Source organism: Azospirillum himalayense (assembly GCF_042657465.1).
GTDB lineage: Bacteria > Pseudomonadota > Alphaproteobacteria > Azospirillales > Azospirillaceae > Azospirillum > Azospirillum himalayense.
This window is the reverse complement of the sequence record NZ_JBHSLC010000036.1, coordinates 50017-76295: the sequence shown is the minus strand read 5'-3', so window position 1 is coordinate 76295 and position 26279 is coordinate 50017. Positions and strand designations below refer to the sequence as shown.

The window sequence follows — 26279 nt, the reverse complement described above, 5'->3', positions numbered from 1 at the left end:
GGATGAGGATTGGATCATGGTGGGCGGATCATGACGGCAGGTCCAGCGCGTTCAGAGCCTCCGCCCACACCTCCGCGGCGCGGATGGGGTGGAGGTGGTGGTCGCCGGGGTTCGGGCTGCGGAACGCCTCGGCGACCAGCCCGCTCTCCGGATCGGTGATGCGCGGCGTGATGTCGATGAAGGGCAGCTTGCGCGCCGCCGCCTCGTCGCGCAGGCGGGCGTTGTAGCGGTGGGTGAGTTCGGTACGCTGGCGCAGAGTGGCGGTGACCTCGTGCCGGGCGCGCGCGACCTTACCCCGGGTGTCACCATCCCGGATGGTCGGCAGCACCGCTCCGGTCAGCACCAGCGTGGGATAGCCGCCCTGCAGCAGATCGTCGACGAAGACGGCGCAGGCGGCCACAGAGTCCTCCAACTGCCGCTCGACGCAGTCGCCGTGCCTCTGCGCCCGCCACCAGATGACGAATCCGCAATCGACCTCGCCGAGCTGGATCACCGGAATGGTGTTCAGATCGGCGGGCAGCAAGGCGTCCTTGAAGAGAGTGACCGCGTGCGTGTGACTTTCCGGGTTGCGCAGCCCGATCGAGGTTGCTCCGGGAACCAGAAGACAGCGCGCCGGCCGGTTGAGCAGGCGGATCGTCGCGGCGATCTCGAAGGATTGCACATGGCTGTCGCCGATGAAGAACCAGTCCCGCATGTCCCTTGATCCACGCCACCACCGGCGCATTGTGGAGCGGCGGCGGGGTGGGAGTAAATCGGGAAACGAAGAGTGGCGGGCCTATTTCAACTCACTGATTTCAGAAGCCGCACCGCCCTTTGGCGGGAAGCGCGAGGGGCGGCGGTCGCCCCTCGCAAAGCGCGCTCCTTCCCGCCTCAACTGTCCTTCGGCTTGTGCGTGTCGCTGATCGGCTGGACGCCGGCGGGCGGCTGGTCCTGCTGCTGCTGGGGCTGCTGGTCCTGCGGGGGTTGCTGGTTCTGCTGATTCTGCTGTTGCGGCTCGGCGCGGCGCGGGCCGGCCTTGACGTCGTTGTAGACGGCCTCGGCGACGCGCAGCAGGTCCTCCTTGGACATCCGCCCGGCCAGCGCGTAGGCCAGCGGGCCCTCCACCCAGTAGATGGTCGCCACGTCGCCGTTCTGCGAGAAGCCGAACTTGGCCGGGTTGCCGGAGCGCGGGGCGCCGACGAACAGGGTGACGCGCTTGTTGGCCTCATTCACGTACATGTACTGGGCGCCGGCCCCCAGCTCGGTGGGCAGCGACCGTCCGCCGATCAGCCGCAGCCCGACCTTGCCCAGGTCCGGGCCGAAGACGTCGCGCCCGACACGCTTGGACAGCCAGCTGTTCAACTCATCCTGGTTGTCGGCGCCAAGCTCGACCTGGAAGCGCTCGTCGGAGGTGTAGAAGCGGTGGGCCTGGGTGGCCTCCTCGGCGAAGGTCTGGAGCGTCTGGCGCTGCTGGACGACCGGCGACTGGTCGACGGCGCCGCGGCCCAGCCAGCCGCCGCCGGCGCCGGCCACGATCAGCATCACCGCCGCGGCCATGCGCACCCAGGAGCGGGCGTGCCAGGGGCCGGCGTTGTCGTTGCCGGGCATGCGCCCGCGCAGCTTGCCCGTCAGCTCCTCGACCGGGCCGCTGGCGGGCTCGCGCAGCACGGGGTCGAAGAGTTCGTGCAGCAGCGCGGCCTGGGCGCGGTAGTCCTCCGCCCGGCGGGCGGCGTCCGGGTCGTCGGCCAGCCATCGCTCCACGAAGAGCCGGCGTTCCGGAGCCAGTTGCCCATCCACGTAGGCGTGCAGTTCGTCGTCCGTTACGCAATGCGCGTTCATCACTTCACCCGCCTGAGGGCCACGGAGCCCTCGTTCGCCAGCTTCGCCCTGACCGCCTCGCGCGCCCGCGAGAGGCGCGACATGACGGTCCCGATCGGCACACCGAGCGTCTCGGCGACCTCCTCGTATTTCAGGCCCTCCAGCGCGACGAGGAGCAGCACCTTGCGCTGTTCCTCCGGCAGCTCGTCGAGCGCGCGCATCATCTCGCGCAACTCCACACGTTCCTCCTGCCGGGCCGGCGTCACCAGCTTCGACTCGACGCTGTCCACATCGACCTCGTCGGGCCGCGACGCTTTGGAGCGGACCTGATTGACATGGACGTTGTGCAGGATGGTGAAAAGCCACGCCCGCAGGTTCGTCCCCGCCTTGAAGGTGTCGGCACGCGCCACCGCCCGTGTCAACGCCTCCTGCACCAGATCCTCGGCATCCGAACGATTGCGCAGCAACGCGCGCGCGTAGCGGCGCAGAGACGCAATGTGGACTTCCAGCTCGACCCCGAACGTGCTCAACCGCGCACCCGATTGTTGCCTCGAAGGCTCCACGGACCGCCGGGTGGCGGATCATGGCACTCCTTCAGGTAGGAACGGGTGGCGCGCCCTCCCAGGGCCGAGCCCCATGCAAGGACCCGGTACGCCAGGATGAACGCCCCCCGCTCATCGTTTATTCCAGACTTTGATGCGCGTGCAGCAAAAATTCGGCAGAAAGGTGGCGGGACCGGAAACGGCCACCCCGGAGTGCCGCCTTGTGGCAAATCGCCGCTGCGCGCGGATGAGCCGCCTGTTCCGGCACGCGGCTTGGCACAATCCACCGCACTGCGTCATAAGGGCGGGGCCATGGCACGCCATCACGACACCATCGAGATCCTGGTCACCGCCCGCCATCTGGAGGCCCAGGGCATCCGCCCCACCGCGCGCATGGTGCGGCTGGCGCTGGGCGGCGGCAGCAACGCGGCCATCGCCCAGGCGCTGGCCGTGGAGGAGCTGACGCCTCTGGAGGAATTGATCCGGCGACGGCGCGACCAGCTCGACCTCGACATCGCCAACGCCCGCCGCGCCCTGGCCGAACTGGAGGCTGAACAGGCCCGGCTGGACGAGCTGGACGACTCCCTGGCGGCGCTGGACAGGGCTTAACTGTGTGATGGCGGTCCCGGTCGCAAGTGCGGCCGAAGCCCGGCCGGCAAATGAGGCCGTATGAATCTAAAGCGAATGGAAATTCGCTTTAGCCGAAAAAGAAAACCCCTCCCCCGGACGGTGCCGGGGAAGGGGCTTCGAACGCAGAACCGATCAACCGGCCTGATGCGCCTTGGCGTAGCCCAGCGACTGCAGCGCCTCGGCGATCTCCGGCAGAATGCCCGGATCGTCGATGGTCGCCGGCGTCTTGTAGTCCTGATTGTCGGCGATCTTCTGCATGGTGCCGCGCAGGATCTTGCCGGAACGGGTCTTCGGCAGGCGTTCCACCACGACGGCGCGCTTGAAGTCGGCGACCGGGCCGATCTGCTCGCGGACGAGCTGGACCACCTCCTTGACGATCTCCTCGTGCGGGCGGGTCACGCCGGCCTTCAGGCAGAGGAAGCCCAGCGGCACCTGCCCCTTCAGGTCGTCGGCCACGCCGATCACCGCGCATTCCGCCACGTCCTTGTGGCTGGCCAGAACCTCCTCCATGCCGCCGGTGGACAGGCGGTGGCCGGCGACGTTGATGATGTCGTCGGTGCGGGCCATGATGTAGACGTAGCCGTCGTCGTCGATGAAGCCCGCGTCACCGGTCTGATAATAGCCGGGGTAATCGGACAGGTACGACTTCCTGTAGCGGTCGTCGGCGTTCCACAGCGTCGGCAGCGTGCCCGGAGGCAGCGGCAGCTTCACGCAGATGGCACCGATGTCGCCGCGCGGCACTTCCTTGTTCTCGGCGTTCAGGATCTGCACGTCCCAACCCGGCATCGGGCGGGTGGCGGAGCCGTACTTGATCGCGAAGAGATGCACGCCCAGCGGGTTGCCGGAGATCGCCCAGCCGGTCTCGGTCTGCCACCAGTGGTCGATGACCGGAACGTTCAGATTGTCCTCGGCCCAATGCAGCGTGTCGGGGTCGGAGCGCTCGCCGGCCAGGAACAGGGCGCGGAAGTGCGACAGGTCGTACTTCTTCAGCAGTTCGGCGTTGGGGTCCTCGCGCTTGATGGCGCGGAAGGCGGTCGGGGCGGTGAACAGCGTGCCGATCTTGTGCTGCTCGATCACCCGCCAGAAGGTGCCGGCGTCCGGCGTGCCCACCGGTTTGCCCTCGAACACCACCGTGGTGCAGCCGTGCAGCAGCGGGCCGTAGACGATGTAGGAGTGGCCGACGACCCAGCCCACATCCGACGCGGCCCAGTACACCTCGCCCGGCTCGACGTTGTAGATGTTCTTCATCGTCCACTTCAGCGCCACGGCGTGGCCGCCGTTGTCGCGGATGACGCCCTTCGGCTGGCCCGTGGTGCCCGAGGTGTAGAGGATGTAGAGCGGGTCGGTCGCGGCCACCGGCACGCAGTCCGCCGGCTCGGCCTTGGCGACGGCCTCCGCCCAATCGACGTCGCGGCCCTCGACCAGGGTCGCGGTCTCCTGCGGGCGCTGGAAGACGATGACGCTGGACGGCTTGTGCTCCGCCTGCTCGATGGCGGCGTCGAGCATCGGCTTGTACTTGACGACGCGGTTCGGCTCGATGCCGCAGGAGGCCGAGACGATGGCCTTCGGCCGGGAGTCGTTGATGCGGGTCGCCAGCTCGTGCGGGGCGAAGCCGCCGAACACCACCGAATGCACCGCACCGAGACGCGCGCAGGCCAGCATGGCGACCAGCGACTGCGGGATCATCGGCATGTACAGGATGACGCGGTCGCCCTTCTCCACGCCCTGGGCGCGCAGCGCGCCGGCGAAGCGGGCGACCTGATCCTGGAGTTCGGCGTAGCTGATGGTCTGCACGGTCTTGGTGACCGGGCTGTCGTAGATGATCGCCGCCTGGGCGCCGCGTCCGGCCTCCACATGGCGATCGACGGCGTTGTAGCAGGTGTTCAGGACGCCGCCGGTGAACCAGCGGTAGAAGGGCGCGTTGCTGTCGTCCAGCACCTTGTCCCAGCGCTTGATCCAGGTGATGTCTTCCGCCGCCTCGCCCCAGAATCCGTCGGGATCGGACAGGGAGCGGGCGTGGATCTGGTTGTAGCGATCGGCCGAGCTTTGGCTCATGGGGGGCGTCCCTTATATTTTGTTTGGTTCGCGTTTCTCCGCAGCCGCGCAATGAACGTTCACGCAGCGGCCCCAATCTGCGTCAGATCTGCATCGTTTGGCAAACAGCATTCCGGAAGGTGCGGCGGGCTGTCGCACCACTTTGGTGCGTGCCGAACCCGCCCGCCGCCCCTGCCGCGGGTATTACTGCTCCAGTTGCAGGAAGCCGGCGGCCAGCGCCGCGCCGCAGAAGCCGACATCCTCGATGTAGGTCTTCGTTTCCGACACCCGCACCCGCCCGCAAGGGCGCTGCGGGTTGCCGGTGTCGATGGGCATGACGTGGCCGACATCCTTCAGCAGCACCGTCTCCACCCACAGGGCGTTGGCGCCCGCCGGGGCGTAGCCCTGCCGCACGGCGCGCTCCGGCCAGGAGGGTTCCTGCCCGATGACCACGGGGGCATCCGCCTTCAGGCCGTGGAAGGCCGTCCATTGGTTGGTCAGGTAGAGGGCGTTCTGCGGGTCCACGGTGCAGTCCGCCGTCCCCTGGACGATCAGCACGCGCGGACGCCCGGCGGGGTGCTGGGCGCGCTGGACCGCCTTCGTCCATTCGCGGCTGTCATAGCCGCCGGAGCGCGCCTTCACCTCGGCGCAGCCGCGCGACACGGAGATACCGCAGAGCGAAGCGGCCGACTGCATGCTCTGCGCGCACAGCGCGGGCACGCCCGCGAACAGCGCCCCCCCGGCGAAGACCTGCGAGTAGTCGGCCAGCAGGGTCGCTGCCATGCCCGCCCCCGCCGACAGGCCGGTGACGGACACCCGTTCCGCGTCCACCGCCGGGCCGTTGGCGCCCAGCCCCTTGCCGGAGACGACGGCGCCGACCATCGAGGCGATGGCCGCCGCCTCGCTCGGCACGAAGCCCTTCAGCGGGCTGTTCAGCCGGTCGGCGAAGTTGAAGCAGCCGAGCGGGTTGCCGTAGCGCCCGAAGCCCCCCGTCCCCGCCATGGAGAACAGGTTGTGCTTCTGCGCCGGCAGCAGGGCGACGAAGCCATGGGCGTCGGCCATGTCCTTCCAGCCCGAATCCTCGAAGAAGGTCCGGGCGTCCTGCTCGCAGCCGTGCAACAGGACAAGCAGGGGCACCCTGCCACGCTCCCGCGCGCTGTCCGGCACATACACCAGGGCCGACAGGGCGGTTCCCTGCGCGTCATAGGCGCTCGCGGGCAGCTCGACGGGGACCGGTCGGGCCTGCGACTGCGGCTGCGCCGCAGCGGCGGGCAGAATCCACGACAAGAGGAAAAACGCCGCCAGGACCGGCTTCTGTAAGCGCACCAACAATGTCATCGCCGTTTTCTCCTTCGCAGGTCCGGAGATTTGATTCACAAGTCAGCAAATCATCCCACCAACCCCCATGGAAAGCGCGCAACAATCTCTTGTGAACCGCTAATTTTTAAATTCATTCACTAAGCGCATACTTGCGTATGACTGCGTTCATTTTTCTCAGGCCGCGATGCCCTGGCCTTCGTTATCCCGCTCGCCCGCGGCCTTGTCGCTGGCCTATTGGGGACCGGAACGCTATGCATGTCCCCATGAGCAGCGACCCGCCCGTCTTCGGCATCCGCCCGATCCTGACCGTCGTCCACCCGAACGGCGAACGGCTGATCGTGGCCCGGCTGACCAGTCTCGGCGGGTCCAGCCAGTCCAACCGCTTCGTCCTGCGCCGCGCAGACTTCCGCGCCCCGTGGGAGCAGCCGGACAAGGGCTATTTCGGCTATGCGGAGGTCGCCCGCGCGCTGGACGCCAACGGCTGGCGCGGCTGCGCCATCGAGGCGATGCCGACCACCGATCTGGAGGAGCGGCGGACCCGCCAGCTCGCCCGCAAGAAGCTGCACCTGCAATGCGTGGAAGCGGCGATCCGCCGCGCGCAGGAAAGCCAAGCTCCCTGAGCAGGCCCCGCAGCGCAGCCTTCCCCCGGACCCGCGTGGCGCTTATATCCCGTTCCAATGCTCAGAACGGAGGGACAGATGACCCGCAGCGCCACCCGGCACCCGATTGGCGATTTCCTTGGCGCTCCTCAGACCACCATGCCCGACGCTGCCCTGGCCGCCACGGGGGACGGGCCGGACCTCGGCGCCTTGCCCTCCTGGGACCTGACGGACCTCTATCCGGGCATGGAATCGGCGGAACTGAAGGCCGACCTGGAGCGGATGGAACGCGCGTCCAAGGACTTCTATGAAAAATACGCGACCAAGCTGGCCGGGCTGGACGGCAACGCCTTCGCCGCCGCCATCTGCGAGTACGAGCGCATCGACGAGGTGCTGTCGCGGGTGATGTCCTACGCCGGGCTGGTCTACAACGGCAACATGACCGACCCGGCCATTGCCAAGTTCTACCAGTCGGCGCAGGAGCGGGTGAACGGCATCTCAACCCACCTCGTCTTCTTCACGCTGGAGATCAACCGGCTGGAGGACAAGGTGCTGGACGCCAAGCTGAAGGCGTCGAAGGACCTCGCCCGTTACGCCCCCTGGCTGCGCGACGTCCGCCTGTTCCGCGAGCACCAGCTCTCCGACGAGGTCGAACGCCTGCTCCACGAGAAGCATGTGGTCGGGCGCGCCGCCTGGAACCGCCTGTTCGACGAGACCATCGCCAGCCTGCGCTTTCCCATCGGCGGGAAGGAGCTGACCTGCGCGGAGGCGCTGAACCGCCTGTCCGACCGCCGTCAGGAGTTCCGCAAGGAGGCCGGGACGGTGATCGGCCGGGTGATGGGCGACAACATCCGCCTGTTCGCCCTGGTCACCAACACGCTGGCCAAGGACAAGGAGATCCACGACAAGTGGCGCAACTACAAGGCGCCCACGTCGGCCCGCAACCTGTCCAACCGCGTCGAGGACGAGGTGGTGGACGCGCTGGCCGCGGCGGTGAAGGACGCCTACCCGGCCCTGTCCCACCGCTACTACGCGATGAAGGCCAAGTGGTTCGGCCAGGACCATCTGGACTATTGGGACCGCAACGCGCCGCTGCCCGACGACGCCGACCGCAGCATCCGCTGGGACGAGGCGCGCGATCTGGTCCTGGGCGCCTACGGCCGCTTCTCGCCGGATCTGGCGGCGCTCGGCAAGCGCTTCTTCGACAACGCCTGGATCGACGCGCCGGTGCGCCCCGGCAAGGCACCGGGCGCCTTCGCCCACCCCACGGTGCCGAGCGTCCATCCCTATCTTCTGGTCAACTACCAGGGCAAGACGCGCGACGTGATGACGCTCGCCCATGAGCTGGGCCACGGCGTGCATCAGATCCTGGCCGGCGGACAGGGCCATCTTCTGTCCGACACGCCGCTGACCCTGGCGGAGACCGCGTCGGTGTTCGGCGAGATGCTGACCTTCCGCGCCCTGCTCGACCGCGAGACCGACCCGAAGCGCCGCAAGATCATGCTGGCCTCCAAGGTCGAGGACATGCTGAACACGGTGGTCCGCCAGATCGCCTTCTTCGACTTCGAGCGCCGCGTCCACACCGAGCGCCGCGAGGGCGAACTGACCGCCGAACGGCTGGGCGAGATCTGGATGGCGGTGCAGACCGAAAGCCTCGGCCCGGCGCTGCGCTTCGACGAGGGCTACCGGAACTACTGGTCCTACATCCCGCACTTCATCCACTCGCCCTTCTACGTCTACGCCTACGCGTTCGGCGATTGCCTGGTGAACTCGCTCTACGCGGTCTACCAGGAGTCGGAGAAAGGCTTCGCGGAGAAGTATCTGGCGATGCTGTCGGCGGGCGGCACACTGCGCCACCAGGAGCTTCTGGCCCCCTTCGGGCTGGACGCCAGCGACCCGGCCTTCTGGCAGAAGGGGCTGAACGTCATCCGCGGCTTTGTTGACGAGCTGGAAAATCAGTCCTGACCGGGTTTTCTTGACGGACGTCAAGAATCCCCAATCGAGGGATGGGTATGGTGCCTTCAACGATCCCTTCGGAGAGCACCATGCCCACCCTCTCGATCCCCGCCTGGAGCCCGTCCCTGGAAGTCGGCAACGCCATCATCGACGCCGACCACAAGGAAACCGTCGAGCTTCTGGCCGAAGCCGCCACGGCGTCGGACGCCGACCTGCCCGCCCATTTCACCGCCTTCGCCCAGCACCTCCGCGACCATCTGGCCCGCGAGGAGGAGCTGATGCACCAGTACGGCTTCCCGCCGACGCTCATCCACGTCCACGAGCACAACCGCGTCCGCCTGGAGCTGGAAGGCATCGCCAAGCGCATGGCCGCCGGCAATCTGGCGCTCGTCCGCGGTTACCTGACCGAGGTCGTGCCGGAGTGGTTCATCAACCACAAGAACACCATGGACAGCGCCACCGCCGCCTGGATCCGCAGCCAGGGCGGCTGATCCACCGCCTCCCACCGTGAAAGCCGCGCAAACACCGAATTGAGGGGTGGCTCCGTCCGGAAGAACACCGGAGGGAGCCCTTTCCCGGATGGCCTGTACAGGGGCAAAACTTTACCCTTGTTGCGCCAATCCGCTCCGGATATTCGCGAAAATTGCTGTATTGACGTGGGAGGTGCTTGATGGGCGATGTCACGCTTCGCACCGCCGACCGGCGGGACGCGACTCTTTCCCAGGAAGCCGTCAACGATCTTGCCGCCCGTCTGCGCGGCCCGCTGCTGACCCCGCAGTCGCCGGGCTATGACGAGGCCCGGACGATCTGGAACGCCATGATCGACCGCCGACCCGGCCTGATCGCCCGCTGCGCCGGGGCCGCCGACGTCATGCAGGCGGTGCGCTTCGCGCGGGAGAACGGGCTTCTGGTCTCCGTGCGCGGCGGCGGTCACAACATCGCCGGCAATTCCCTGTGCGACGGCGGCCTGCTGATCGACCTCGGCGCGTTGCGCTTCGTCCATGTCGACCCCATCAGCCGGACGGCGCGGGTGGCGCCCGGCGCCACGCTGGGAGATCTCGACCGGGAGACGCAGGCTTTCGGGCTGGCCGTGCCGGTCGGCATCAACTCCACCACCGGCATCGCCGGGCTGACGCTGGGCGGCGGGTTCGGCTGGCTGACCCGCAAATACGGGCTGACGGTGGACAATCTGCTGGCCGCCGACGTGGTCACCGCCGACGGGAAGTTCCTGCGGGCCAGCGCCGAGGAGAACGCCGACCTCTTCTGGGCCATCCGCGGCGGCGGCGGCAACTTCGGCATCGTCACCTCCTTCACCTTCCGCCTGCATCCGGTGGGACCGATGGTGTTTGCCGGGCTGGTCGTCCACCCCTTCACGGGGGCCGGCGACCTAATGCGCCGCTACCGCGACGCCACGGCGGCCCTGCCGGACGAGGCCACCGCCTGGGTTGTGCTGCGCAAGGCGCCGCCCCTGCCCTTCCTGCCGCCGGAGGTGCACGGCAAGGAGGTGGTGGTCATGCCCGTCATCTACGCCGGAGACGACGAGGCGGCGGCCCGCAAGGCGCTGGAACCCGTGCTGTCGCTGGGCACGCCGGTCGGGGAGCATGTCGGCCTGATGCCCTACGCGGCGTGGCAGGCGGCCTTCGACCCGCTCCTGGTGCCTGGCGCACGGAACTACTGGAAATCGCAGAACTTCACCGGGCTGGAGGACGGGCTGATCGACCTACTGGTCGAGGAAGCCGGAAGACTGCCCTCCGACCAGTGCGAGATTTTCGTCGGGCTGCTCGGCGCTGCGGCCAACCGCGTGCCGGCGGACGCCACCGCCTATCCGCACCGCGACGCCCTGTTCGTCATGAACGTGCACGCGCGCTGGAACACCCCGCCGGAGGACGGCGCCTGCATCCAATGGGCACGCGGCGTTTCCGACCGCGCCGCTGCCTACGCCACGGGCGGAGTATACGTCAACTTCGTCACCGACGACGAACAGCGCGTCCAGGCCGCCTACGGGGCGAACTACGAACGCCTGCGGGCGCTGAAGGCGAAATACGACCCGACCAACCTGTTCTGCGTGAACCAGAACATCGCGCCGAGTGGGTGAGGCCGGTGATCCTGCGGAACGGTGGCGCCATCCTGCGCAAGCGGGTTACAGTGTCACCGATCCCCAGGAGAGTGAAATGGGCAAGATCGTCAGGCTCGAAATCGACGAAGCGCTGCACGCGACTCTGACCGAACGCGCCGCGATCAACGGGCGTTCGGTCGAGGAGGAGGTCGGCGCCATCCTGTCGCAGGCCGCGCGCCCCGGCCGTGCGGCGCTCGTTGAGGAACTCCAGCGGGAGCAGGACAAACTTGCCCGCAAATACGGTGTGCTTCCCGACAGCACGCCACTGATCCGTGAATGGCGCGACCGGTGAGCGTGGTGGGCCAAGCGGTCGTCGTGGACGCCAGTGTCGCCGTGAAATGGATCACCAGGGAAGACGCAAGCTCAGACACACTTGCGTTCCTTGCCTAGGAAAGGCCGCTGCTGGCACCCGACATTCTGCTCATTGAAGTGGCTACGGCGCTGGCTAAGCGAGTCCACACGGGCACTTTGGAAAAGTCGGATGCCGATACTCTCCTGGGCCGCTTGCGTGGATTGGTTGCCCGACTCCCACTGACGCTGACCCCGGCGGTGGACGTGGCGGAGCGTGCGCTCGACCTCAGCGGCACGCTTCGGCATCCCTTGGTCGATTGCCTCTGTCTGGCTCTCGCTTGGTCGACGAACGCGGGACTGGTGACCGCAGACCGCAAATTGGCGGAAGCCGCCGCCCGAAGCGGATTGCCGGGACTGGTCCAGATCGGCCCTGCTGCTTGAGGCGAGACCAGGGGACTCGCCTTTCGGCCCCGCCGCACCCACCTATTCGGCATGCCGAACACGGATGAGAACAGGCTTGGCGGCCGGATCGCGCGGTATGCGCGGGTCGGGACCGCCGTGGGGGGCCTTGCGGCCCGTTTCGCCGGAGAACGGGTTCTGGGCATCCCCCTGGAGCGGGATCGCCACGCCGCCGAACTGCGCGCCGCGCTGGGCGGGCTGAAGGGACCGTTGATGAAGGTGGCGCAGCTGCTGTCCACCATCCCCGACGCCCTGCCCCGCGAGTATGTGCAGGAGCTGTCCCAGCTCCAGGCCGACGCGCCGTCGATGGGCTGGCCCTTCGTCAAGCGCCGCATGGCCAGCGAGTTGGGCCCCACCTGGCACAAGCGCTTCCGCCACTTCGAACAGACCGCCGCGGCGGCGGCCTCGCTGGGGCAGGTGCACCGGGCCATCGGGCTGGACGGGCAGACCCTCGCCTGCAAGCTCCAGTATCCGGACATGGCCTCCGCGGTGGAGGCGGACCTGCGCCAGCTCGGCCTGATCTTCGCGATCTTCGAGCGCACCGACAGCGCCATCTCGACCAAGCAGATCCAGGCGGAGATCGGCGCCCGGCTGCGCGAGGAGCTGGATTACGAGCGCGAGGCCAAGCACGCCCGCCTCTACCGCGCCATGCTGGCCGACACCTCCGGCGTTCATGTCCCGGCGGTGGTGCCCGACCTCTCAACCCGCCGCCTGCTGACGCTGGAATGGGTGGAGGGGCGCAAGATCCTGGACTTCGTGAGGGACCATCCGGACGCCCGCGACGAACTGGCGATGAACATGTTCCGGGCCTGGTACGTGCCCTTCTACGGCTACGGGATCATCCACGGCGATCCGCATCTGGGGAACTACACGGTGCGGCCCGACCGCGGGATCAACCTGCTGGACTTCGGCTGCATCCGCGTCTTCCCGGCGCGCTTCGTGAAGGGGGTGATCGACCTCTACGACGCGCTGCAGACCGGCAACCAGGCCAAGGCGGTGGAGGCCTACCGCACCTGGGGCTTCGGCAACCCGACCAAGGAGTTGGTGGACGTGCTGAACATCTGGGCGCGCTTCGTCTACGCCCCGATCATGGACGACCGCAGCCGCCGCATCGAGGAGACCAACTCCGGCCATTACGGCCGCGAGACCGCCGCCAAGGTCCATGCCGAGTTGCGCCGCGTCGGCGGGGTGGAGGTGCCGCGGGAGTTCGTCTTCATGGACCGCGCGGCCATCGGGTTGGGCTCCGTCTTCCTGCATCTCCAGGCCGAGGTGAACTGGTACCGGCTGTTCCAGGAGATGATCCAGGGCTTCGACGTGGACGTGCTGCACACCCGCCAGACCGCCGCCCTGACCGCCCAGGCGCTCCCTTTGCCCGAATGAACCCCGACTCGTAATGCTTCCCCCGTCCCACCGCTTTGGTCTATACGAGCGGCTCCCATGAAGACCGCCGATTTCGACTTCGACCTTCCGCCGGACCGCATCGCCGAGCATCCGGCCAAGCCGCGTGACGCCGCCCGTCTGCTCGACGTGGCGGAGCGTCTGCACGACCGCACCGTGCGCAATCTGCCCGCCCTGCTGGAGCCGGGTGACCTGATGGTCGTCAACGACACCCGCGTCATCCCCGCCCGCCTCGATGGCCGGCGCGGCGAGGTGCGGGTGGAGATCACGCTCCACAAGCGCGAGGGCGAACGGGAGTGGGCGACCTTCGCCCGCCCCGGCAAGCGGCTGAAACCCGGCGACGTGATCGCCATCGCCGAGGACTTCACGGCCGAGGTGGTCGCCAAGGACGGGATGGAAGTCCGCCTGCGCTTCTCCAAGGGCGGGCCGGAGCTGATGGAGGCGCTGCACCGCCACGGCCGGATGCCCCTGCCCCCCTACATCCGGCGCGAGGCGGACGAGCAGGACGCGGCGGATTATCAGACCGTCTTCGCCGCGCGCGAGGGCGCCGTCGCCGCCCCCACCGCCGGGCTGCATTTCACGCCGGAGCTTCTGGCGGCGCTCGACGCGCGCGGCATCCGCCGCGTGCCGGTGACGCTGCATGTCGGGGCCGGCACCTTCCTGCCGGTCAAGGTGGACGACATCGCCGAGCACCGCATGCACAGCGAGTGGGGCGAAATCTCCGCGGAGACCGCCGAGGCCATCAACGCCACCCGCGCCGCCGGCGGACGGATCGTGTCGGTCGGCACCACGGCGCTGCGCATCCTGGAGACGGCGGGGCTGGACGACCGCAGCATCCGGGCCTTCAGCGGCGACACCGACATCTTCATCACCCCCGGCTACCGCTTCAAGATCGTGGACCTTCTGGTGACCAACTTCCATCTGCCCCGCTCCACCCTGTTCATGCTGGTCTGCGCCTTCGCGGGCATGGACACGATGAAGGCGGCCTACGCGCACGCCATCGGCCAGAACTATCGTTTCTTCAGCTACGGCGACGCGTCGCTACTCCGGAGGGTGTGATGACCGGGATCGGGTTCGAGCTTCTGAAGACCGACGGGCGCGCCCGGCGCGGCCGGGTCTCCACCGCGCACGGCGCCATCAACACGCCGGCCTTCATGCCCGTGGGCACCGCCGCCACCGTCAAGGCGATGACCAGCGACGCGGTCAAGTCCACCGGCGCGGAAATCCTGCTCGGCAACACCTACCATTTGATGCTGCGCCCCACGGCGGAGCGCGTCGGGCAGCTGGGCGGCCTGCACCGCTTCATGAACTGGGACAAGCCGATCCTGACGGACAGCGGCGGCTTCCAGGTCATGTCCCTGTCGGACCTGCGCACCATGACCGAGGAGGGGGTGACCTTCAAATCCCACCTCGACGGCAGCAAGCACCACCTGACGCCGGAACGCTCGATCCAGATCCAGCATCTGCTGGACAGCAACATCACCATGTGCCTGGACGAGTGCACCCCCTTCCCGGCGACGGAAGCCCAGGCGGCTTCGTCCATGCGGCTGTCGATGCGTTGGGCCAGGCGCAGCAAGGACGCCTTCGTCGAGCGGCCCGGCTACGGCCTGTTCGGCATCGTGCAGGGCGGCGTCTACGCCGACCTGCGGGCGGAGAGCGTCGCCGCCCTGTCCGATATCGGCTTTGACGGCTACGCCATCGGCGGGCTGGCCGTCGGCGAGGGTCAGGAGACGATGTTCACCGTGCTCGACTTCACCGAGCCGCTGATGGTCAAGGACCGCCCGCGCTACCTGATGGGGGTGGGCCGCCCCAGCGACCTGATCGGCGCGGTGCGGCGCGGCGTCGACATGTTCGACTGCGTGATGCCCACCCGTTCGGGCCGCACCGGTCAGGCCTTCGTGCGGCGCGGCACCATCAACATCCGCAACGCCCGCCACGCCCACGACGAGCGCCCGCTCGACGAAGAATGCGGTTGCCCGGCGTGCCGCAACCACAGCCGCGCCTATCTGCATCACCTGTTCAAGGCGGGCGAGATGCTGGGGCCGATGCTGCTGACCTGGCACAACCTGCATTACTACCAGGACCTGATGGCCGAGCTCCGGCAAGCCATCGAGGACGGCCGCTTCGAAGAGGTCGCGGGCGCGCTGGAGGCCCGCCTGAACGAGGGCGATATTCCGGCCACCGAGGACCCGCTGGCCCACCTGAAGGTGAAGCCGGCCAAGCCGGCGAAACCCGCGAAGAAGGAATCCGCCGATGTCTGAGAACATCTACGCCGGCCTGACGCAGCTCGGCGGCGCCACCGTCCAGCCGAAGACGCCGGAAGAGGCGGTGCTGGAGCGCGTGCCGAACCCGAACCCCGGTGACCATTACGTCGTGCGCTTCACGGCGCCGGAATTCACCTCGCTCTGCCCGATCACCGGCCAGCCGGACTTCGCCCATCTGGTCATCGACTATGTGCCGGGCGAGTGGCTGGTGGAGTCGAAGTCGCTCAAGCTGTTCCTGACCAGCTTCCGCAACCACGGCGCCTTCCACGAGGCCTGCACCGTCGGCATCGGCAAGCGTCTGGTGGACGAGCTGAAGCCGGTGTGGCTGCGCATCGGCGGCTATTGGTATCCGCGCGGCGGCATCCCCATCGACGTGTTCTACGCCACCGGCGAGCCGCCGAAGGGCGTGTGGATTCCGTCGCAGGACGTCCAGACCTACCGCGGCCGCGGCTGATCCTCATTCTCTATAATCCCTCTCCCGGGGCGGGAGAGGGACGCTTCCGCATTCCGCACGGTCCAACGCATCTCCATGTTCGACCCAGCCACCTCCACCCGTGAAGCCATCCGCGACCGCGCCCTGTCGCTGGGCTTCGATGCGGTCGGCTTCGCACGGGCGGAACTGGGCGCGGAGGCCAAGGCGCGGCTGGCCGAGTTTCTGCGCCAGGGCCGGCACGGCGACATGGGCTGGATGGAGGACAAGGCCGACCGCCGCGTCCATCCCCAATCCCTCTGGCCGGAGGCGCGGACCGTCATCGCGCTCGGCACCAGCTACGCCCCGGCGGAGGACCCCCGTGCCCTGCTGGCGCATCCCGACCGCGGCATCGTGTCGGTCTATGCGAGGAACCGCGATTACCATGACCTCATCAAGGGCCGGCTGAAGACGCTGGGCCAATGGATCGCCCACCGCTTCAAGGCGGAGCTGAAGGTCTTCGTGGACACCGCCCCGGTAATGGAAAAGCCGCTGGCCGAGAAGGCCGGGCTGGGCTGGCAGGGCAAGCACACCAACCTCGTGTCGCGGTCCCACGGCTCCTGGCTGTTCCTGGGCGAGGTCTACACGACGCTGGAGCTGCCGCCGGACCCGCCGGGGGTGGACCGCTGCGGCCAGTGCCGTCGCTGCCTGGACGCCTGTCCAACCGCCGCCTTCCCCGCCCCCAACCAGTTGGACGCGCGGCGCTGCATCTCCTACCTGACCATCGAACACAAGGGACCGATTCCCGAGGAACTGCGCCCGCTGATGGGAAACCGCATCTACGGCTGCGACGATTGCCTGGCTGCCTGCCCGTGGAACAAGTTCGCCAAGCGCTCCCGCGAGGCGGCCTTCCTGCCGCGGGCGGAGCTGACGGCGCCGCGGCTGGCCGATCTGGCGCAGCTGGACGACGCGGGCTTCCGGCAGGTCTTCAGCGGCTCCCCGATCAAGCGGATCGGGCGCGACCGCTTTGTGCGCAACGTGCTGGTGGCGTTGGGCAACAGTGGCGACGCCCGCCATGCCCCGGTGGCCGAACGCCTGTTGCAGGATCCGAGCGAGGTGGTGCGGGACGCCGCGGGCTGGGCGCTGGCACGGCTTGGCCCGTTCCGGCCCCTTTGAACCCTTCGGGTTGAGCCGGAGCGGACCGCCCGGACGCGACGGCAGGGTGGCCGACAGGCCGATCCGCAGCGATAGGACCAGCGCGTCGGTCGTACCGAAGCCGGCGGCACCCTACCGGTTCGGAGGAAGAGCGTCCACTGCCGCCAGCACGCCCGCCACGCCCATCTCCACGAAGCCGGGCCGGTGGTGGATGACCATCCGCGGCCCGTTGGCGTGGATCGGGACGGAGGCATCGCAATAAAGCCCCAGCGTCGGGCAGCCGACGGCGGCGATCAGATGGGTGGGGCCGGTGTCGTTGCCCACCGTCGCCCAGGCCCGGCGGGCCAGTCCGGCGATTTCCGGCACGCTGGTGCGGTTGGTCAGGTCCACCGCCTCCGGGCAGGCGGTGGTGATGGCCCGGGCCAGGTCCGCCTCGATGGCCGTGCCCAGCACCACCGGCGTGATCCCGCGGACCGCCAGCGCCACCGCCAGCTCGCCGTAGCGCTCGACCGGCCAGCGCTTGTCGGGCCGTCCGGGGGAGGAGCCGGGGATCAGCAGGGCGTAGGGCGCGGCGATGCCGAAGCGGCCGGTATCGGCATCGAGCCAGGACAGGTCCGGAATCCCATCCGGCACGATCCCAAAGGGCGCCAGTTGCCGGGTGTACCGCTCGATCACCGGCACCTTGCGGCGGCCCGCATACTGATCGCGGTGCGAGGCGCCCCACGCCGTGCCCGACCATTCCGGCCATGGACCGGGGGCGAACAGCCAGAAATAGCGGTCGGTGCGCGGCTGCGCCTGGAGATCGTAGACCCGGTCGAAACGCCCGGCGCGCAGCAGGCGGCGAACCCGCCCGTACGCCCCGAGGGACCGCCCGCGCGGGTCCTCCAGAACCTCGTCGAACAGGCCGCTGAGGCGGGCGAGCGGGGCCAGTGACGGCAGGGTCAGCAGCGAAAGATGGTCGGCGGCGTGATGCCTCCGGATGGCGGAGAAGGCGGTCTGGGCCAGGAAGAAGTCGCCGAAGGCCCCCAGCTTGATGATCAGGATGCGGCGGCGACTGTTGCCGTACGTTCCCGTCATTCGCCCCCCGCCGGGGTGCGGGCGGCCAGCCGGAACATCAGGCCGGCGGCCAGCATGCCGCCCATCCACCACGCCTGCCAGATCCCATAGGCCGTGCTCGCCATGGCAAGGCCGGACGCGAACAGGGCCAGCGCGAAGGGTTGCAGCCGCCGCTCCAACCGCCCCGTGCCGAACAGCAGGAGCAACGCGGCCGCCAGGGCAAGCGCGGCGCCGACGGCGCCAAGCTCCAGCCAGACCTGCAGGAAGGCGTTGTGCGGGTGCAGCGGCAGCAAGCTGTCGGTCAGCGTGCCGAATCGGGACACCGCACCGTCCGGGTCCAGCGCACGGGAGGCGTCGATGCCCTGGCCGAGGATGGGGGTTTCCAGCGCCCGGTTGGCCGCCATACCCCAGATCTCGACCCGGTGCTGGGCGGACAGGAACAGCCAGTCGGCGCCGTCCAGGTTCAGCACGCGGTCGAACAGCAGCACCAGCGGCAGCACGAAGGTGAAGGCGATTGCCAGCACCGCCGCCAACACCCCGCGGACGAGCCGCGGCGACCAGACCGACAGCGCGAAGGCCACACCGCCGGCCGCGATGCCCAGCATGGCCGACCGGCTGGTGAGCAGCAGGCAGGCCGCCGCGAAGACAGCGGGAAGAGCGATGGCCATTCCCCGTCGCCCGGCCCGGTCGAGCGCCATCGCCGCCGGCCAGATCAGCAGACAGAGCAGAACCGCCGTGCGTTTGGGCACGTTGGACTTGGCGATCCCGACGTCCGCGGGCACATGGTTCCACCAGCGGTGCAGCGGAAAATCCAGCGCGGCCTCCACGGCGAACAGCAGGATGCCGGCGAACACCCCCACCAGGAACAGTCCGGTCAGACGCCGCGCCTCAACTCCCGGCAAGGAAGACAGCCACGCACCGCCGGCCAGAGCGCCAAGGCCGATGTAGCCGATCTCCACGACCGTCAGCCCGGCGCGCGGCGACGGGCTCCACAGGATGGAGAGGGTGGCCAGGGCCAGGAAGGTCAGGACCACCACCGTGCCGGGCATCGCCCGTTGCAGTCGCCCCAGGGCGTCGCGCCGGGCCAAGCCGGCCAAGCCGACCAGCGCGATCAGGATGGCCCAGACCGGCAGCCCGCGCGGCGCCATCGAGGCCAGCGGGCCGAGCGCCGCCGCCGCGGCTCCGGCCAGACCGGCCAGCACCACGTCGGGAATTCCCCGTGTGGAATCGCGCTGTGACAAGGGGAAGTCCATGGGATCTCGCGTCCGTGAGGCTCGGCGCGGCTTAACAGATGCCCCGTGCGAAAGCAACGGGGACGGCCGGGGCAACTTCAGGCCCTGAGCCGTCCCCGGCGCACCGGATCAGGCGGCCCGCACCTTGTTGAGGAAGCCCTGCACCTCGGACCGCAGATGGTCGGCCTGCCGGGCCAGCGTGCGGCTGGCGCTCAGAACCGCGTCGGCGGCGCCACCGGTCTTGGTGGCGGCGTTGGTCACCTCGGCGATGTGGTGCATCACCTCCTGCGTGCCCTCGGCGGCTTGGTTGACGTTCTGGGCGATCTCACGGGTGGCGAGACCCTGTTGCTCCATGGCGCGGGCGATCTCGGTGACCGTGCTGCTGATGGTGCCGACCGCGTCGGAAATGGTGCGGATGGCGCCCACCGCCCCGCCCGTCGCCGCCTGCATCTGCGCCACCTGGCTGGAGATCTCCTCGGTCGCCTTGGCGGTCTGCCCGGCGAGGTTCTTCACCTCGGTCGCCACCACGGCGAAGCCCTTTCCGGCCTCCCCGGCGCGGGCCGCCTCGATGGTGGCGTTGAGCGCCAGCAGGTTGGTCTGCTCGGCGATCTCGCCGATCAGGTCGACCACCTGCCCAATGCGCTGGGCAGCCTCGGCCAGCCCTTCGACGATGCCGTTGGTCTCGGTCGCCTTGGCCGCCGCGCCGACCGCCACCTGGGAGCTGCTGTTGAGCTGGCGGGAGATCTCGGCGATGGAGGAGGAGAGTTCCTCCGCCGCCGCGGCGACGGTCTGCACGTTGCTCGACGCCTGCTCCGACGCCGCGGCGACGGCGCTCGACTTGGCGGTGGTCAGGGCGGCGTCCGACGACATCTCCTGCGCGTCGCGGCCCAGATTGCCGGCGGACTCGGTCAGCGACTGGACGACGCCCGACACCGCCTGTTCGAAGCCGTTGGCGAACTCGTTCATGGTGCGGCGGCGGTCGGCGTCGATCTGCCGGCGCATCTCCTCCCGCTCGCCCTCCATGCGCTGCATCTCCAGGGCGTTCTCCTTGAAGACGCTGAGCGCCTCGGCCATGGCGCGCAGCTCGTCCTTGCGATCGCCGGCGGGGATGTCCACCGTCAGGTCACCCTCGGCCAGCCGGCCCATCGCCTTGGTCATGGCGTGCATCGGGTGGGTGATGGCGCGGTCGATGATCCAGGCCATGACCATGCCGAGCGCCAGCGCCACCGCGGCGCCGACGATGATGATCAGTTCGGCCCCGCTGCGCCCGTTCTCGCGGTCGTCGCGCTGGATGGAGACGAGACGGGCCACCTGCTCGCTGACGTCGCCCGCGGCCTTGGCCATGGTCTTGGAGGCGGCGCGCTGGCTCTCGCTGGTGGTGACGAGGGCGGCGAACTCCCCATCGAAGGCCTGGGCGGCCTCGGTGATGGCGGCGATCAGCGCGCGGCCTTCCGAATCGACGAGCACGGCTCCGGCCTGGGTGGCGAGGGCCAGTGTCTCCTTCACCGCGCCATGCACCCGCGCGCGGGCATCGTCCCCGTTCATCAGGATGAAGTCGCGCTGCCCCAGCATCGCGGACTGCGCGCCCTGGATCAGGCGCATGGCGATGCCGCGCAGCAGGACGGCCTCGTTCACTTCGCTCTGGGCGAAGTTCGCGGCCTCCTGCAACGCGGTGGAGACCATCGCCTGATTCTCCTGCATCTCGTGGGCGAGGTTCTGGATTTCCTGGGCATGGCGGTCCAGCGCCTGGATGCGGCCGCTGGCCGAATCACCGGCACCTTCGGCGCCGGTTTGCTCGAACACCATCCGGTAGGCGCCGGCGATCGTGACGATCCTCTGGGCCAACTCCTCGTCGTTGGTGCCGACGAGATCCTTCTCGATGGTTTCCGCGTTGGCCAGCAGGGCGGCGATGGCCTCTCCGGCGGCCGCCATCGTGGCGGGGTTGCGGGTGTGGGCGAAGTCGGACTGGAGGCGCCGCGCCTCCAGCACCATCTCGATCAGCCGGTCCGCGCGGTCGGAGGTGTCGCGGCTCTGGCGCACGGCGTGCTCCGCGTCCTTCAGGCTGACCATGTTCTGGTCGTAGCGCTCGGACTGCTGGTTGCCGATCTTTTCCGCGATTTCCCGCAGGGCCTGGGCGCGCGTCTCCATGCTCTGGGTGCGGGCGCGGGCCTCCTTGTCCTGGGCGACGAAGTTGCCGAAGGCGCTGCGATAGCCGGCGATGCCGGCCAGGATCTCGTCGACCAGCCGGATGCTGCCGGCGTCCTCCAGCGCGGACCGCGTGCCCTGCGCCTCGTCGCGCAGCCGGTCCAGCATGCCGGGCACGTTGTCGGCGGCCTTGGAGTCGCGCTCGGTGACGAAGCGGGCTTCCTCAATCCGCACGGTTTTCAGCCGGGCGTCCAGTTCGGCGGTGTGGGCCGCCAGATCGACACGTCCGGCGTAGGTGCGCAGGCTGTTCCAACCAACGAACGCCACGGCAACCGTCATCAGAAGGACCGCTGCAAAACCGAGCGCAATCCGCGTTCCAATCGTCATGAAATCGGGCTCCCCCGGATCGTACGGCCTTATGCGATGGCCGTCGTCATGCCTTTGTCGCTAAGGGATACATCAGAAAGGGTTAATTTCTGGTTTGATAAACACGACTGGTATCACCGCTTCAGAACCGGTCCGGCATCCAAGGCGCCGGACCCGAGAAAAACAGCGACGCCAGCGCCAACGCCTCTTCCCCTCCGCGCAAAAGGCCGACCTGACGGAGAACGTGAGGCCCTTTGTGCCCGCTGTAGAGGCAGGCGAGCGCGGCGATGGACAGCGACAGCACCGCTTTGCCCGTCCTCCCGCCGGCCTTGTCAGCGTTGTTCAGCGCCCTCGGCAATGGCCGTACGGAAGCCTTTCCATCGGACAGGCTCAACCGGAAGCAGCCGGAATTCTCCGGAATCAGCGCGTCCGACACGTCCAGGGTCAGCTCTCCGGCAACCCCTGGTGGGTATCCGCGGCTTTCCAAAGCACGCGGCAGGTCGAGAATGCGCAACAACCATTCGTCGCACGCATCGGCACGCACCCCACGCTCCGCCGCCAGCAGAACCAGCGGGTCGTCGGGGCCGCCGCGCCACGTCACGCGGTCGACCTGCGCCCGGTAGCCGCCCAGGAAGCCCTGCGCCAGCCGCACCGCCCGCGGGCTGAGAAGGCAGAGATCCGCAACATTGAGTTTCCTGTCAGCCGGCGGCGCCACCGCAATGTAACCCTCAAGACCGCCAGAACCACCCAAAGTGTAAACATCGGACGGCGCACCATCCGGGCAGAGGGCGAAACTCCACAGGCCCTCATTGCGCTCGACCAGACCGTTGGTCGTGGTGAACAGGCTGCGGCGTAGCGCCGCAAGCTGGCCGGCGTCGCTGGCGTCGGTGCGGCGAATCCACCCGTCCCTCGGCGGCGGCCCGGCGGACAGCGCGGCCGGCGGTGCGCTCCAGTCGAAGGACACCCCGCCCCGTCCGAAGCCCAGACGGGTGTAGAGCGGCAAGGTCGCCGGGTAGAGCACCGACAGCGCGGCGCCCCCGGCCCGCGCCTCCTCCAGCAGGCCGCGCATCAGGGCGGTGCCGTAGCCGCGCCCGCGCTGCGCCGGATCGACGGCGACCGCCGCCACACCGCAGGACGGCACCGGACGTCCGCCGAACCATTGGTCCATCGGCCAGACGGCGGCGCAGGCCACGAGCCCGCCGGCGCTGCCCGCCTCCGGTCCGGCGCGCAGGCCGCGCATCACGCCCGGCCCGAACAGCTCCACCGACCGGTCGAAATACTCGCGGGGAATGCCGAAACCCTGGCGGACCAGGGTCGCGGCGTCCACCCGATCCTCGGGCAGAAGGGGGCCGAAGCCCCCGGGCACAGCGGTCACACCTTCGCTCCGTTCAGCGCGCGGGCCTGATCGCGCAGCACGTATTTCTGGATCTTGCCGGTCGAGGTCTTCGGCAGGGCGGTGAAGACGACGGTGCGCGGGCACTTGAAATGGGCCAGATGCTCGCGGCAATAGGCGATCACCTCGGCCTCGGTCAGCTGCTTGCCCTCCTTGACGGTGACGAAGGCGCAGGGGGTCTCGCCCCACTTCTCGTCCGGGCGGGCGACCACGGCGGCCTCGACGATGTCCGGGTGCTTGTAGAGGACCGATTCGACCTCGATGGTCGAGATGTTCTCGCCGCCGGAGATGATGATGTCCTTCGAGCGGTCCTTCAGCTCGATGTAGCCGTCCGGATGCCAGACGCCGAGGTCGCCGGTGTGGAACCAGCCGCCGGAGAAGGCTTCCTGCGTCGCCCGCGGGTTCTTCAGATAGCCCTTCATGACGGTGTTGCCGCGCATGAAGATCTCGCCCATCGTCACGCCGTCCTTACGGGTCGGCTGGAGCGTGTTGGGGTCGGCGACCATCAGCCCTTCCAGCGTGGCGTAGTTCACGCCCTGCCGGGCCTTCAGCGCCGCGCGCTCCTCCAGCGGGAGGTCGTTCCAGTGCTCGTGCCAGGCGCAGATGGTGACCGGGCCGTAGACCTCGGTCAGGCCGTAGACGTGGGTGACGTCGAAACCCAACCGCTCGATCTTCTCGATCACCGCGGCGGGCGGGGCGGCGCCCGCGGTCATCATCTTCACGCCGCGCGGGATCTCCCGCTTCTGGTCCTCCGGCGCGTTGACGATCAGGCCCATGATGATGGGGGCGCCGCACATGTGGGTGACGCCGAGGTCGGCCAGCGCGTCGTAGATGCCCTTGGCGGTGATGGTGCGGACGCAGACGTTGGTGCCGGCCATGGCAGTGACCGTCCAGGGGAAGCACCAGCCGTTGCAGTGGAACATCGGCAGAGTCCACAAATACACCGGATGATGCGGCATCGCCCAGGTCAGCACGTTGCCCATGGCGTTCAGGTAGGCACCGCGGTGGTGGTAGACGACACCCTTGGGGTTGCCGGTGGTGCCGCTGGTGTAGTTCAGCGCGATGGCCTGCCACTCGTCGGCCGGCATCGGCCACTCATAGGCCGGGTCGCCGGTTTCCAGGAACTGCTCGTAGGTCTGCTCGCCGATCAGCTCGCCGCCCTTGGCCTGCGGGTCGTCGATGTCGATGACGATCGGGCGGCGCTTCGGCTCCAGCATGTGGACGGCCTTGGAGATGACACCGGAGAATTCCCGGTCGGTCAGCAGGACCTTGGCCTCGCCATGCTCCAGGATGAAGGCCAGCGCCTCGGCGTCCAGACGGATGTTCAGGGCGTTGAGGACCGCGCCGGCCATCGGCACGCCGAAATGCGCCTCGAAGGATTCCGGCGTGTTGGGGGCCATCACAGCGACCGTGTCGCCCAACCCGATGCCGCGCTTCGCCAGCGCCGAGGCGAGGCGCACGCAGCGCTCGTAGGTTTCCGCCCAGTTGCGGCGGACCGGGCCGTGGATCACGGCGAGGCGCTGCGGATAGACGGCGGCGGTGCGGCGCAGGAAGGAGAGCGGCGACAGCGGCACCGTGTTGGCGGCGTTCTGGTCGAGGTCGGTCTCGTACGGGTTGTGCCGGGCGTCAGTCACGGATGCCTCCCTGATGCGTCTCTGTTCAAGAACTCGTTGGAAAGAGTCTTGCCAGAGAATCCAGAGGCTTGGAAGGGGGGTGACCCGGCGATGCGCGGTCATGCCGCGCTGCGGCATCCTGCCCGGTTGACCGGCGCGATTGTCGGATGGTCAGCCCTTGCGGATGGCTTCGACCCGCCCGCCGGTGATGGTGACGAGTTCCGCCGGGGTCAGGCGGAAGACAGCGTTGGGGGTGCCGGCGGCGGCCCAGATGGCGTCGAGGCCCATCAGATCGGCGTCGATCAGAACCAGCGGCGGCACCGCGTGACCGATGGGCGGCACCCCGCCGATGGCGAAGCCGGTGGCCTCGCGGACGAAGTCCGGATCGGCCCGCTCGATCGTCTCGCCGATCAGCCGGCCCACCGCCTTCTCGTCCACCCGGTTGGCCCCGCTGGCCACCACCAGCACCGGCCGGCCGCTGTCCTTCGCGCGGAAGATCAAGGACTTGGCAATCTGCGCCACGGCGCAGCCGACGGCGTTCGCGGCGTCCTCCGACGTGCGGGTGCTGCCCTCATGCTCGACCACGCTGTGGCCGTGGCCGAAGCCGTCCAGCAAGGCCTGAACCCGTTGGGCGGAAGGGCTGAGGGCCGCCATGGCGCGTTACTTCGCCAGTTCGCGGGAGCGCTTCGCGGCGGCGGCAACGGCGCGGTCGAACAGCGGCTGCATGCCATCCCCGGCCATCAGGACGTCGAGCGCCGCCTGGGTGGTGCCGTTGGGGCTGGTCACCGCCTTGCGCAGGTCGGCGGCGGCGGTTGGGGACTGGTGGAGCAGTTCGCCCGCCCCCGCAACGGTGGCCCGCGCCAGACGCATGGCAAGCGCGGCGGGCAGCCCGGCGGCCTCGCCGGCCTTCGCCATCGCCTCGACCATCAGGAAGACGTAGGCGGGGCCGCTGCCCGAGACGGCGGTCACCGGATCGAGAAGCGACTCGTCCTCCACCCAGGCCACGTCGCCGACCGCGCGCAGCAGCGAATCGCACAGCGACGTCTGCGCCTCGGTCACCACCGGGTTGCCGACGGCGACGGTCATGCCGCGGCCGATGGCGGCGGGCGTGTTGGGCATGGAGCGGACGATGGCCGCGCCCTCCCCCAAAGCGGATTCGAAGGAGGCGATGGTCTTGCCGGCGGCGACGGAGAGGAACACCGTGCCGGGGCGGACCAACACCCGGTAGGCCGGCAGGACCGAGTCCATCACCTGCGGCTTCACCGCGAGGACCACCACGTCCGGTGCGAAGCCGGCGGGCAAGGCGTCCGGGCCGCTCGCCAGGACGACGGCGGGGTTCGCGCGCAGGGACTCCGGCAGGCCGGACGGCTCGACCACGGCGACGCTGGACGCGATGCCGGCCTTCAGCCAGCCGTCGAGCATCGCGCCGCCCATCTTGCCGCAGCCGGCCAGCAGCAACGTGCAGCCCTGCGTCCCAGCTTGCGCCCCACTGTGCGTCATGGCG

Annotated in this window: 24 protein-coding genes; 12 read left to right on the top strand and 12 right to left on the bottom strand. The window is 68.9% G+C overall.

The window, feature by feature from the left end:
* Positions 1-28 precede the first annotated feature (28 nt).
* The 3 genes from ACFPMG_RS18045 to ACFPMG_RS18035 all read right to left on the bottom strand — a co-directional run bounded on the left by ACFPMG_RS18045 (position 29) and on the right by ACFPMG_RS18035 (position 2327).
* Positions 29-694: a hypothetical protein gene (locus ACFPMG_RS18045; RefSeq protein WP_376996491.1), complete on the bottom strand. Its 666-nt coding sequence runs from the start codon at positions 692-694 to the stop codon at positions 29-31.
* A 176-nt stretch (positions 695-870) separates the two neighbouring features.
* The gene (locus tag ACFPMG_RS18040) at positions 871-1818 is read right to left on the bottom strand and encodes an anti-sigma factor family protein (RefSeq protein ID WP_376996490.1); all 948 of its coding nucleotides are present in this window, start codon (positions 1816-1818) and stop codon (positions 871-873) included.
* On the bottom strand, positions 1818-2327 hold the full coding sequence (locus tag ACFPMG_RS18035; protein WP_114860560.1) for a sigma-70 family RNA polymerase sigma factor: 510 nt from the start codon (positions 2325-2327) through the stop codon (positions 1818-1820). Before ACFPMG_RS18035 ends, ACFPMG_RS18040 begins: the two co-directional genes overlap by 1 nt.
* 324 nt (positions 2328-2651) lie before the next feature.
* Between ACFPMG_RS18035 and ACFPMG_RS18030 the strand changes: the two genes are divergently transcribed.
* The gene (locus ACFPMG_RS18030; RefSeq protein ID WP_376996489.1) at positions 2652-2948 is read left to right on the top strand and encodes a DNA-binding protein; all 297 of its coding nucleotides are present in this window, start codon (positions 2652-2654) and stop codon (positions 2946-2948) included.
* A 153-nt stretch (positions 2949-3101) separates the two neighbouring features.
* On the opposite strand, the gene ACFPMG_RS18025 is transcribed toward ACFPMG_RS18030, so the two are convergent.
* Both ACFPMG_RS18025 and ACFPMG_RS18020 read right to left on the bottom strand, forming a co-directional pair.
* The gene (locus ACFPMG_RS18025; protein ID WP_376996488.1) at positions 3102-5024 is read right to left on the bottom strand and encodes a propionyl-CoA synthetase; all 1923 of its coding nucleotides are present in this window, start codon (positions 5022-5024) and stop codon (positions 3102-3104) included.
* A gap of 183 nt (positions 5025-5207) precedes the next feature.
* Positions 5208-6341 carry an extracellular catalytic domain type 1 short-chain-length polyhydroxyalkanoate depolymerase gene (locus ACFPMG_RS18020; RefSeq protein WP_376996487.1) on the bottom strand — a complete coding sequence of 378 codons (1134 nt, stop codon included), beginning with the start codon at positions 6339-6341 and terminating at the stop codon, positions 5208-5210.
* Between the two features lie 245 nt (positions 6342-6586).
* Between ACFPMG_RS18020 and ACFPMG_RS18015 the strand changes: the two genes are divergently transcribed.
* From ACFPMG_RS18015 to queG, 11 genes are all read left to right on the top strand, one after another.
* Positions 6587-6943, top strand: coding sequence for a hypothetical protein (locus tag ACFPMG_RS18015; protein WP_114860556.1), 357 nt, complete (start codon positions 6587-6589; stop codon positions 6941-6943).
* Positions 6944-7081: 138 nt separating this feature from the next.
* Positions 7082-8887: a M3 family oligoendopeptidase gene (locus ACFPMG_RS18010; RefSeq protein ID WP_376996599.1), complete on the top strand. Its 1806-nt coding sequence runs from the start codon at positions 7082-7084 to the stop codon at positions 8885-8887.
* Between the two features lie 80 nt (positions 8888-8967).
* Entirely contained in the window at positions 8968-9369 is a 402-nt protein-coding gene (locus ACFPMG_RS18005; protein ID WP_376996486.1) for a bacteriohemerythrin, read from the top strand.
* A 179-nt stretch (positions 9370-9548) separates the two neighbouring features.
* Positions 9549-10973 (top strand): FAD-binding oxidoreductase, encoded by a 1425-nt coding sequence (locus tag ACFPMG_RS18000; RefSeq protein WP_376996485.1) that lies wholly within the window; start codon positions 9549-9551, stop codon positions 10971-10973.
* A gap of 76 nt (positions 10974-11049) precedes the next feature.
* The gene (locus tag ACFPMG_RS17995; protein WP_376996484.1) at positions 11050-11286 is read left to right on the top strand and encodes a FitA-like ribbon-helix-helix domain-containing protein; all 237 of its coding nucleotides are present in this window, start codon (positions 11050-11052) and stop codon (positions 11284-11286) included.
* 107 nt (positions 11287-11393) lie between these two features.
* On the top strand, positions 11394-11726 hold the full coding sequence (locus ACFPMG_RS17990) for a type II toxin-antitoxin system VapC family toxin (protein ID WP_376996598.1): 333 nt from the start codon (positions 11394-11396) through the stop codon (positions 11724-11726).
* A 51-nt stretch (positions 11727-11777) separates the two neighbouring features.
* Positions 11778-13124, top strand: a complete 1347-nt coding sequence (locus tag ACFPMG_RS17985) for an ABC1 kinase family protein (protein WP_376996483.1) — start codon at positions 11778-11780, stop codon at positions 13122-13124.
* A gap of 57 nt (positions 13125-13181) precedes the next feature.
* Positions 13182-14201, top strand: a complete 1020-nt coding sequence (gene queA / locus ACFPMG_RS17980; protein WP_376996482.1) for a tRNA preQ1(34) S-adenosylmethionine ribosyltransferase-isomerase QueA — start codon at positions 13182-13184, stop codon at positions 14199-14201.
* Positions 14201-15403, top strand: coding sequence for a tRNA guanosine(34) transglycosylase Tgt (gene tgt / locus ACFPMG_RS17975; protein ID WP_376996481.1), 1203 nt, complete (start codon positions 14201-14203; stop codon positions 15401-15403). Before queA ends, tgt begins: the two co-directional genes overlap by 1 nt.
* The gene (gene queF / locus ACFPMG_RS17970; RefSeq protein WP_376996480.1) at positions 15396-15860 is read left to right on the top strand and encodes a preQ(1) synthase; all 465 of its coding nucleotides are present in this window, start codon (positions 15396-15398) and stop codon (positions 15858-15860) included. Before tgt ends, queF begins: the two co-directional genes overlap by 8 nt.
* A gap of 75 nt (positions 15861-15935) precedes the next feature.
* Entirely contained in the window at positions 15936-16991 is a 1056-nt protein-coding gene (gene queG, locus ACFPMG_RS17965) for a tRNA epoxyqueuosine(34) reductase QueG (protein WP_376996479.1), read from the top strand.
* A gap of 111 nt (positions 16992-17102) precedes the next feature.
* Here queG and ACFPMG_RS17960 read toward each other — a convergent pair whose 3' ends face one another.
* The 7 genes from ACFPMG_RS17960 to proC all read right to left on the bottom strand — a co-directional run bounded on the left by ACFPMG_RS17960 (position 17103) and on the right by proC (position 26275).
* Entirely contained in the window at positions 17103-18047 is a 945-nt protein-coding gene (locus tag ACFPMG_RS17960; RefSeq protein ID WP_376996478.1) for a glycosyltransferase family 9 protein, read from the bottom strand.
* A complete protein-coding gene (locus ACFPMG_RS17955) occupies positions 18044-19279 on the bottom strand; it encodes an O-antigen ligase family protein (RefSeq protein WP_376996477.1) in 1236 nt (411 codons plus the stop codon). The genes ACFPMG_RS17960 and ACFPMG_RS17955 overlap by 4 nt, the downstream gene beginning before the upstream one ends.
* 108 nt (positions 19280-19387) lie before the next feature.
* Positions 19388-21790, bottom strand: coding sequence for a methyl-accepting chemotaxis protein (locus ACFPMG_RS17950; protein ID WP_376996476.1), 2403 nt, complete (start codon positions 21788-21790; stop codon positions 19388-19390).
* Positions 21791-21911: 121 nt separating this feature from the next.
* Positions 21912-23144: a GNAT family N-acetyltransferase gene (locus ACFPMG_RS17945; RefSeq protein WP_376996475.1), complete on the bottom strand. Its 1233-nt coding sequence runs from the start codon at positions 23142-23144 to the stop codon at positions 21912-21914.
* Positions 23141-24796, bottom strand: a complete 1656-nt coding sequence (locus tag ACFPMG_RS17940; protein ID WP_376996474.1) for an acyl-CoA synthetase — start codon at positions 24794-24796, stop codon at positions 23141-23143. Before ACFPMG_RS17940 ends, ACFPMG_RS17945 begins: the two co-directional genes overlap by 4 nt.
* A 150-nt stretch (positions 24797-24946) precedes the next feature.
* Entirely contained in the window at positions 24947-25429 is a 483-nt protein-coding gene (locus ACFPMG_RS17935; RefSeq protein WP_376996473.1) for a YbaK/EbsC family protein, read from the bottom strand.
* Between the two features lie 6 nt (positions 25430-25435).
* On the bottom strand, positions 25436-26275 hold the full coding sequence (gene proC / locus ACFPMG_RS17930) for a pyrroline-5-carboxylate reductase (RefSeq protein ID WP_376996472.1): 840 nt from the start codon (positions 26273-26275) through the stop codon (positions 25436-25438).
* Positions 26276-26279: the final 4 nt, after the last annotated feature.

Bases quoted from the DNA above. Each gene is read 5' to 3' on its own strand.
- ACFPMG_RS18025 (WP_376996488.1), bottom strand. From the start codon at position 5,024: ATGAGCCAAAGCTCGGCCGATCGCTACAACCAGATCCACGCCCGCTCC.
- ACFPMG_RS18020 (WP_376996487.1), bottom strand. From the start codon at position 6,341: ATGACATTGTTGGTGCGCTTACAGAAGCCGGTCCTGGCGGCGTTTTTC.
- ACFPMG_RS18015 (WP_114860556.1), top strand. From the start codon at position 6,587: ATGAGCAGCGACCCGCCCGTCTTCGGCATCCGCCCGATCCTGACCGTC.
- ACFPMG_RS17995 (WP_376996484.1), top strand. From the start codon at position 11,050: ATGGGCAAGATCGTCAGGCTCGAAATCGACGAAGCGCTGCACGCGACT.
- queA (WP_376996482.1), top strand. From the start codon at position 13,182: ATGAAGACCGCCGATTTCGACTTCGACCTTCCGCCGGACCGCATCGCC.
- ACFPMG_RS18045 (WP_376996491.1), bottom strand. From the start codon at position 694: ATGCGGGACTGGTTCTTCATCGGCGACAGCCATGTGCAATCCTTCGAG.
- ACFPMG_RS18010 (WP_376996599.1), top strand. From the start codon at position 7,082: ATGCCCGACGCTGCCCTGGCCGCCACGGGGGACGGGCCGGACCTCGGC.
- ACFPMG_RS18030 (WP_376996489.1), top strand. From the start codon at position 2,652: ATGGCACGCCATCACGACACCATCGAGATCCTGGTCACCGCCCGCCAT.
- queG (WP_376996479.1), top strand. From the start codon at position 15,936: ATGTTCGACCCAGCCACCTCCACCCGTGAAGCCATCCGCGACCGCGCC.
- ACFPMG_RS17955 (WP_376996477.1), bottom strand. From the start codon at position 19,279: ATGGACTTCCCCTTGTCACAGCGCGATTCCACACGGGGAATTCCCGAC.
- ACFPMG_RS17960 (WP_376996478.1), bottom strand. From the start codon at position 18,047: ATGACGGGAACGTACGGCAACAGTCGCCGCCGCATCCTGATCATCAAG.
- ACFPMG_RS18000 (WP_376996485.1), top strand. From the start codon at position 9,549: ATGGGCGATGTCACGCTTCGCACCGCCGACCGGCGGGACGCGACTCTT.
- ACFPMG_RS17950 (WP_376996476.1), bottom strand. From the start codon at position 21,790: ATGACGATTGGAACGCGGATTGCGCTCGGTTTTGCAGCGGTCCTTCTG.
- ACFPMG_RS17985 (WP_376996483.1), top strand. From the start codon at position 11,778: ATGCCGAACACGGATGAGAACAGGCTTGGCGGCCGGATCGCGCGGTAT.
- proC (WP_376996472.1), bottom strand. From the start codon at position 26,275: ATGACGCACAGTGGGGCGCAAGCTGGGACGCAGGGCTGCACGTTGCTG.
- tgt (WP_376996481.1), top strand. From the start codon at position 14,201: ATGACCGGGATCGGGTTCGAGCTTCTGAAGACCGACGGGCGCGCCCGG.
- ACFPMG_RS17935 (WP_376996473.1), bottom strand. From the start codon at position 25,429: ATGGCGGCCCTCAGCCCTTCCGCCCAACGGGTTCAGGCCTTGCTGGAC.
- ACFPMG_RS18040 (WP_376996490.1), bottom strand. From the start codon at position 1,818: ATGAACGCGCATTGCGTAACGGACGACGAACTGCACGCCTACGTGGAT.
- queF (WP_376996480.1), top strand. From the start codon at position 15,396: ATGTCTGAGAACATCTACGCCGGCCTGACGCAGCTCGGCGGCGCCACC.
- ACFPMG_RS18005 (WP_376996486.1), top strand. From the start codon at position 8,968: ATGCCCACCCTCTCGATCCCCGCCTGGAGCCCGTCCCTGGAAGTCGGC.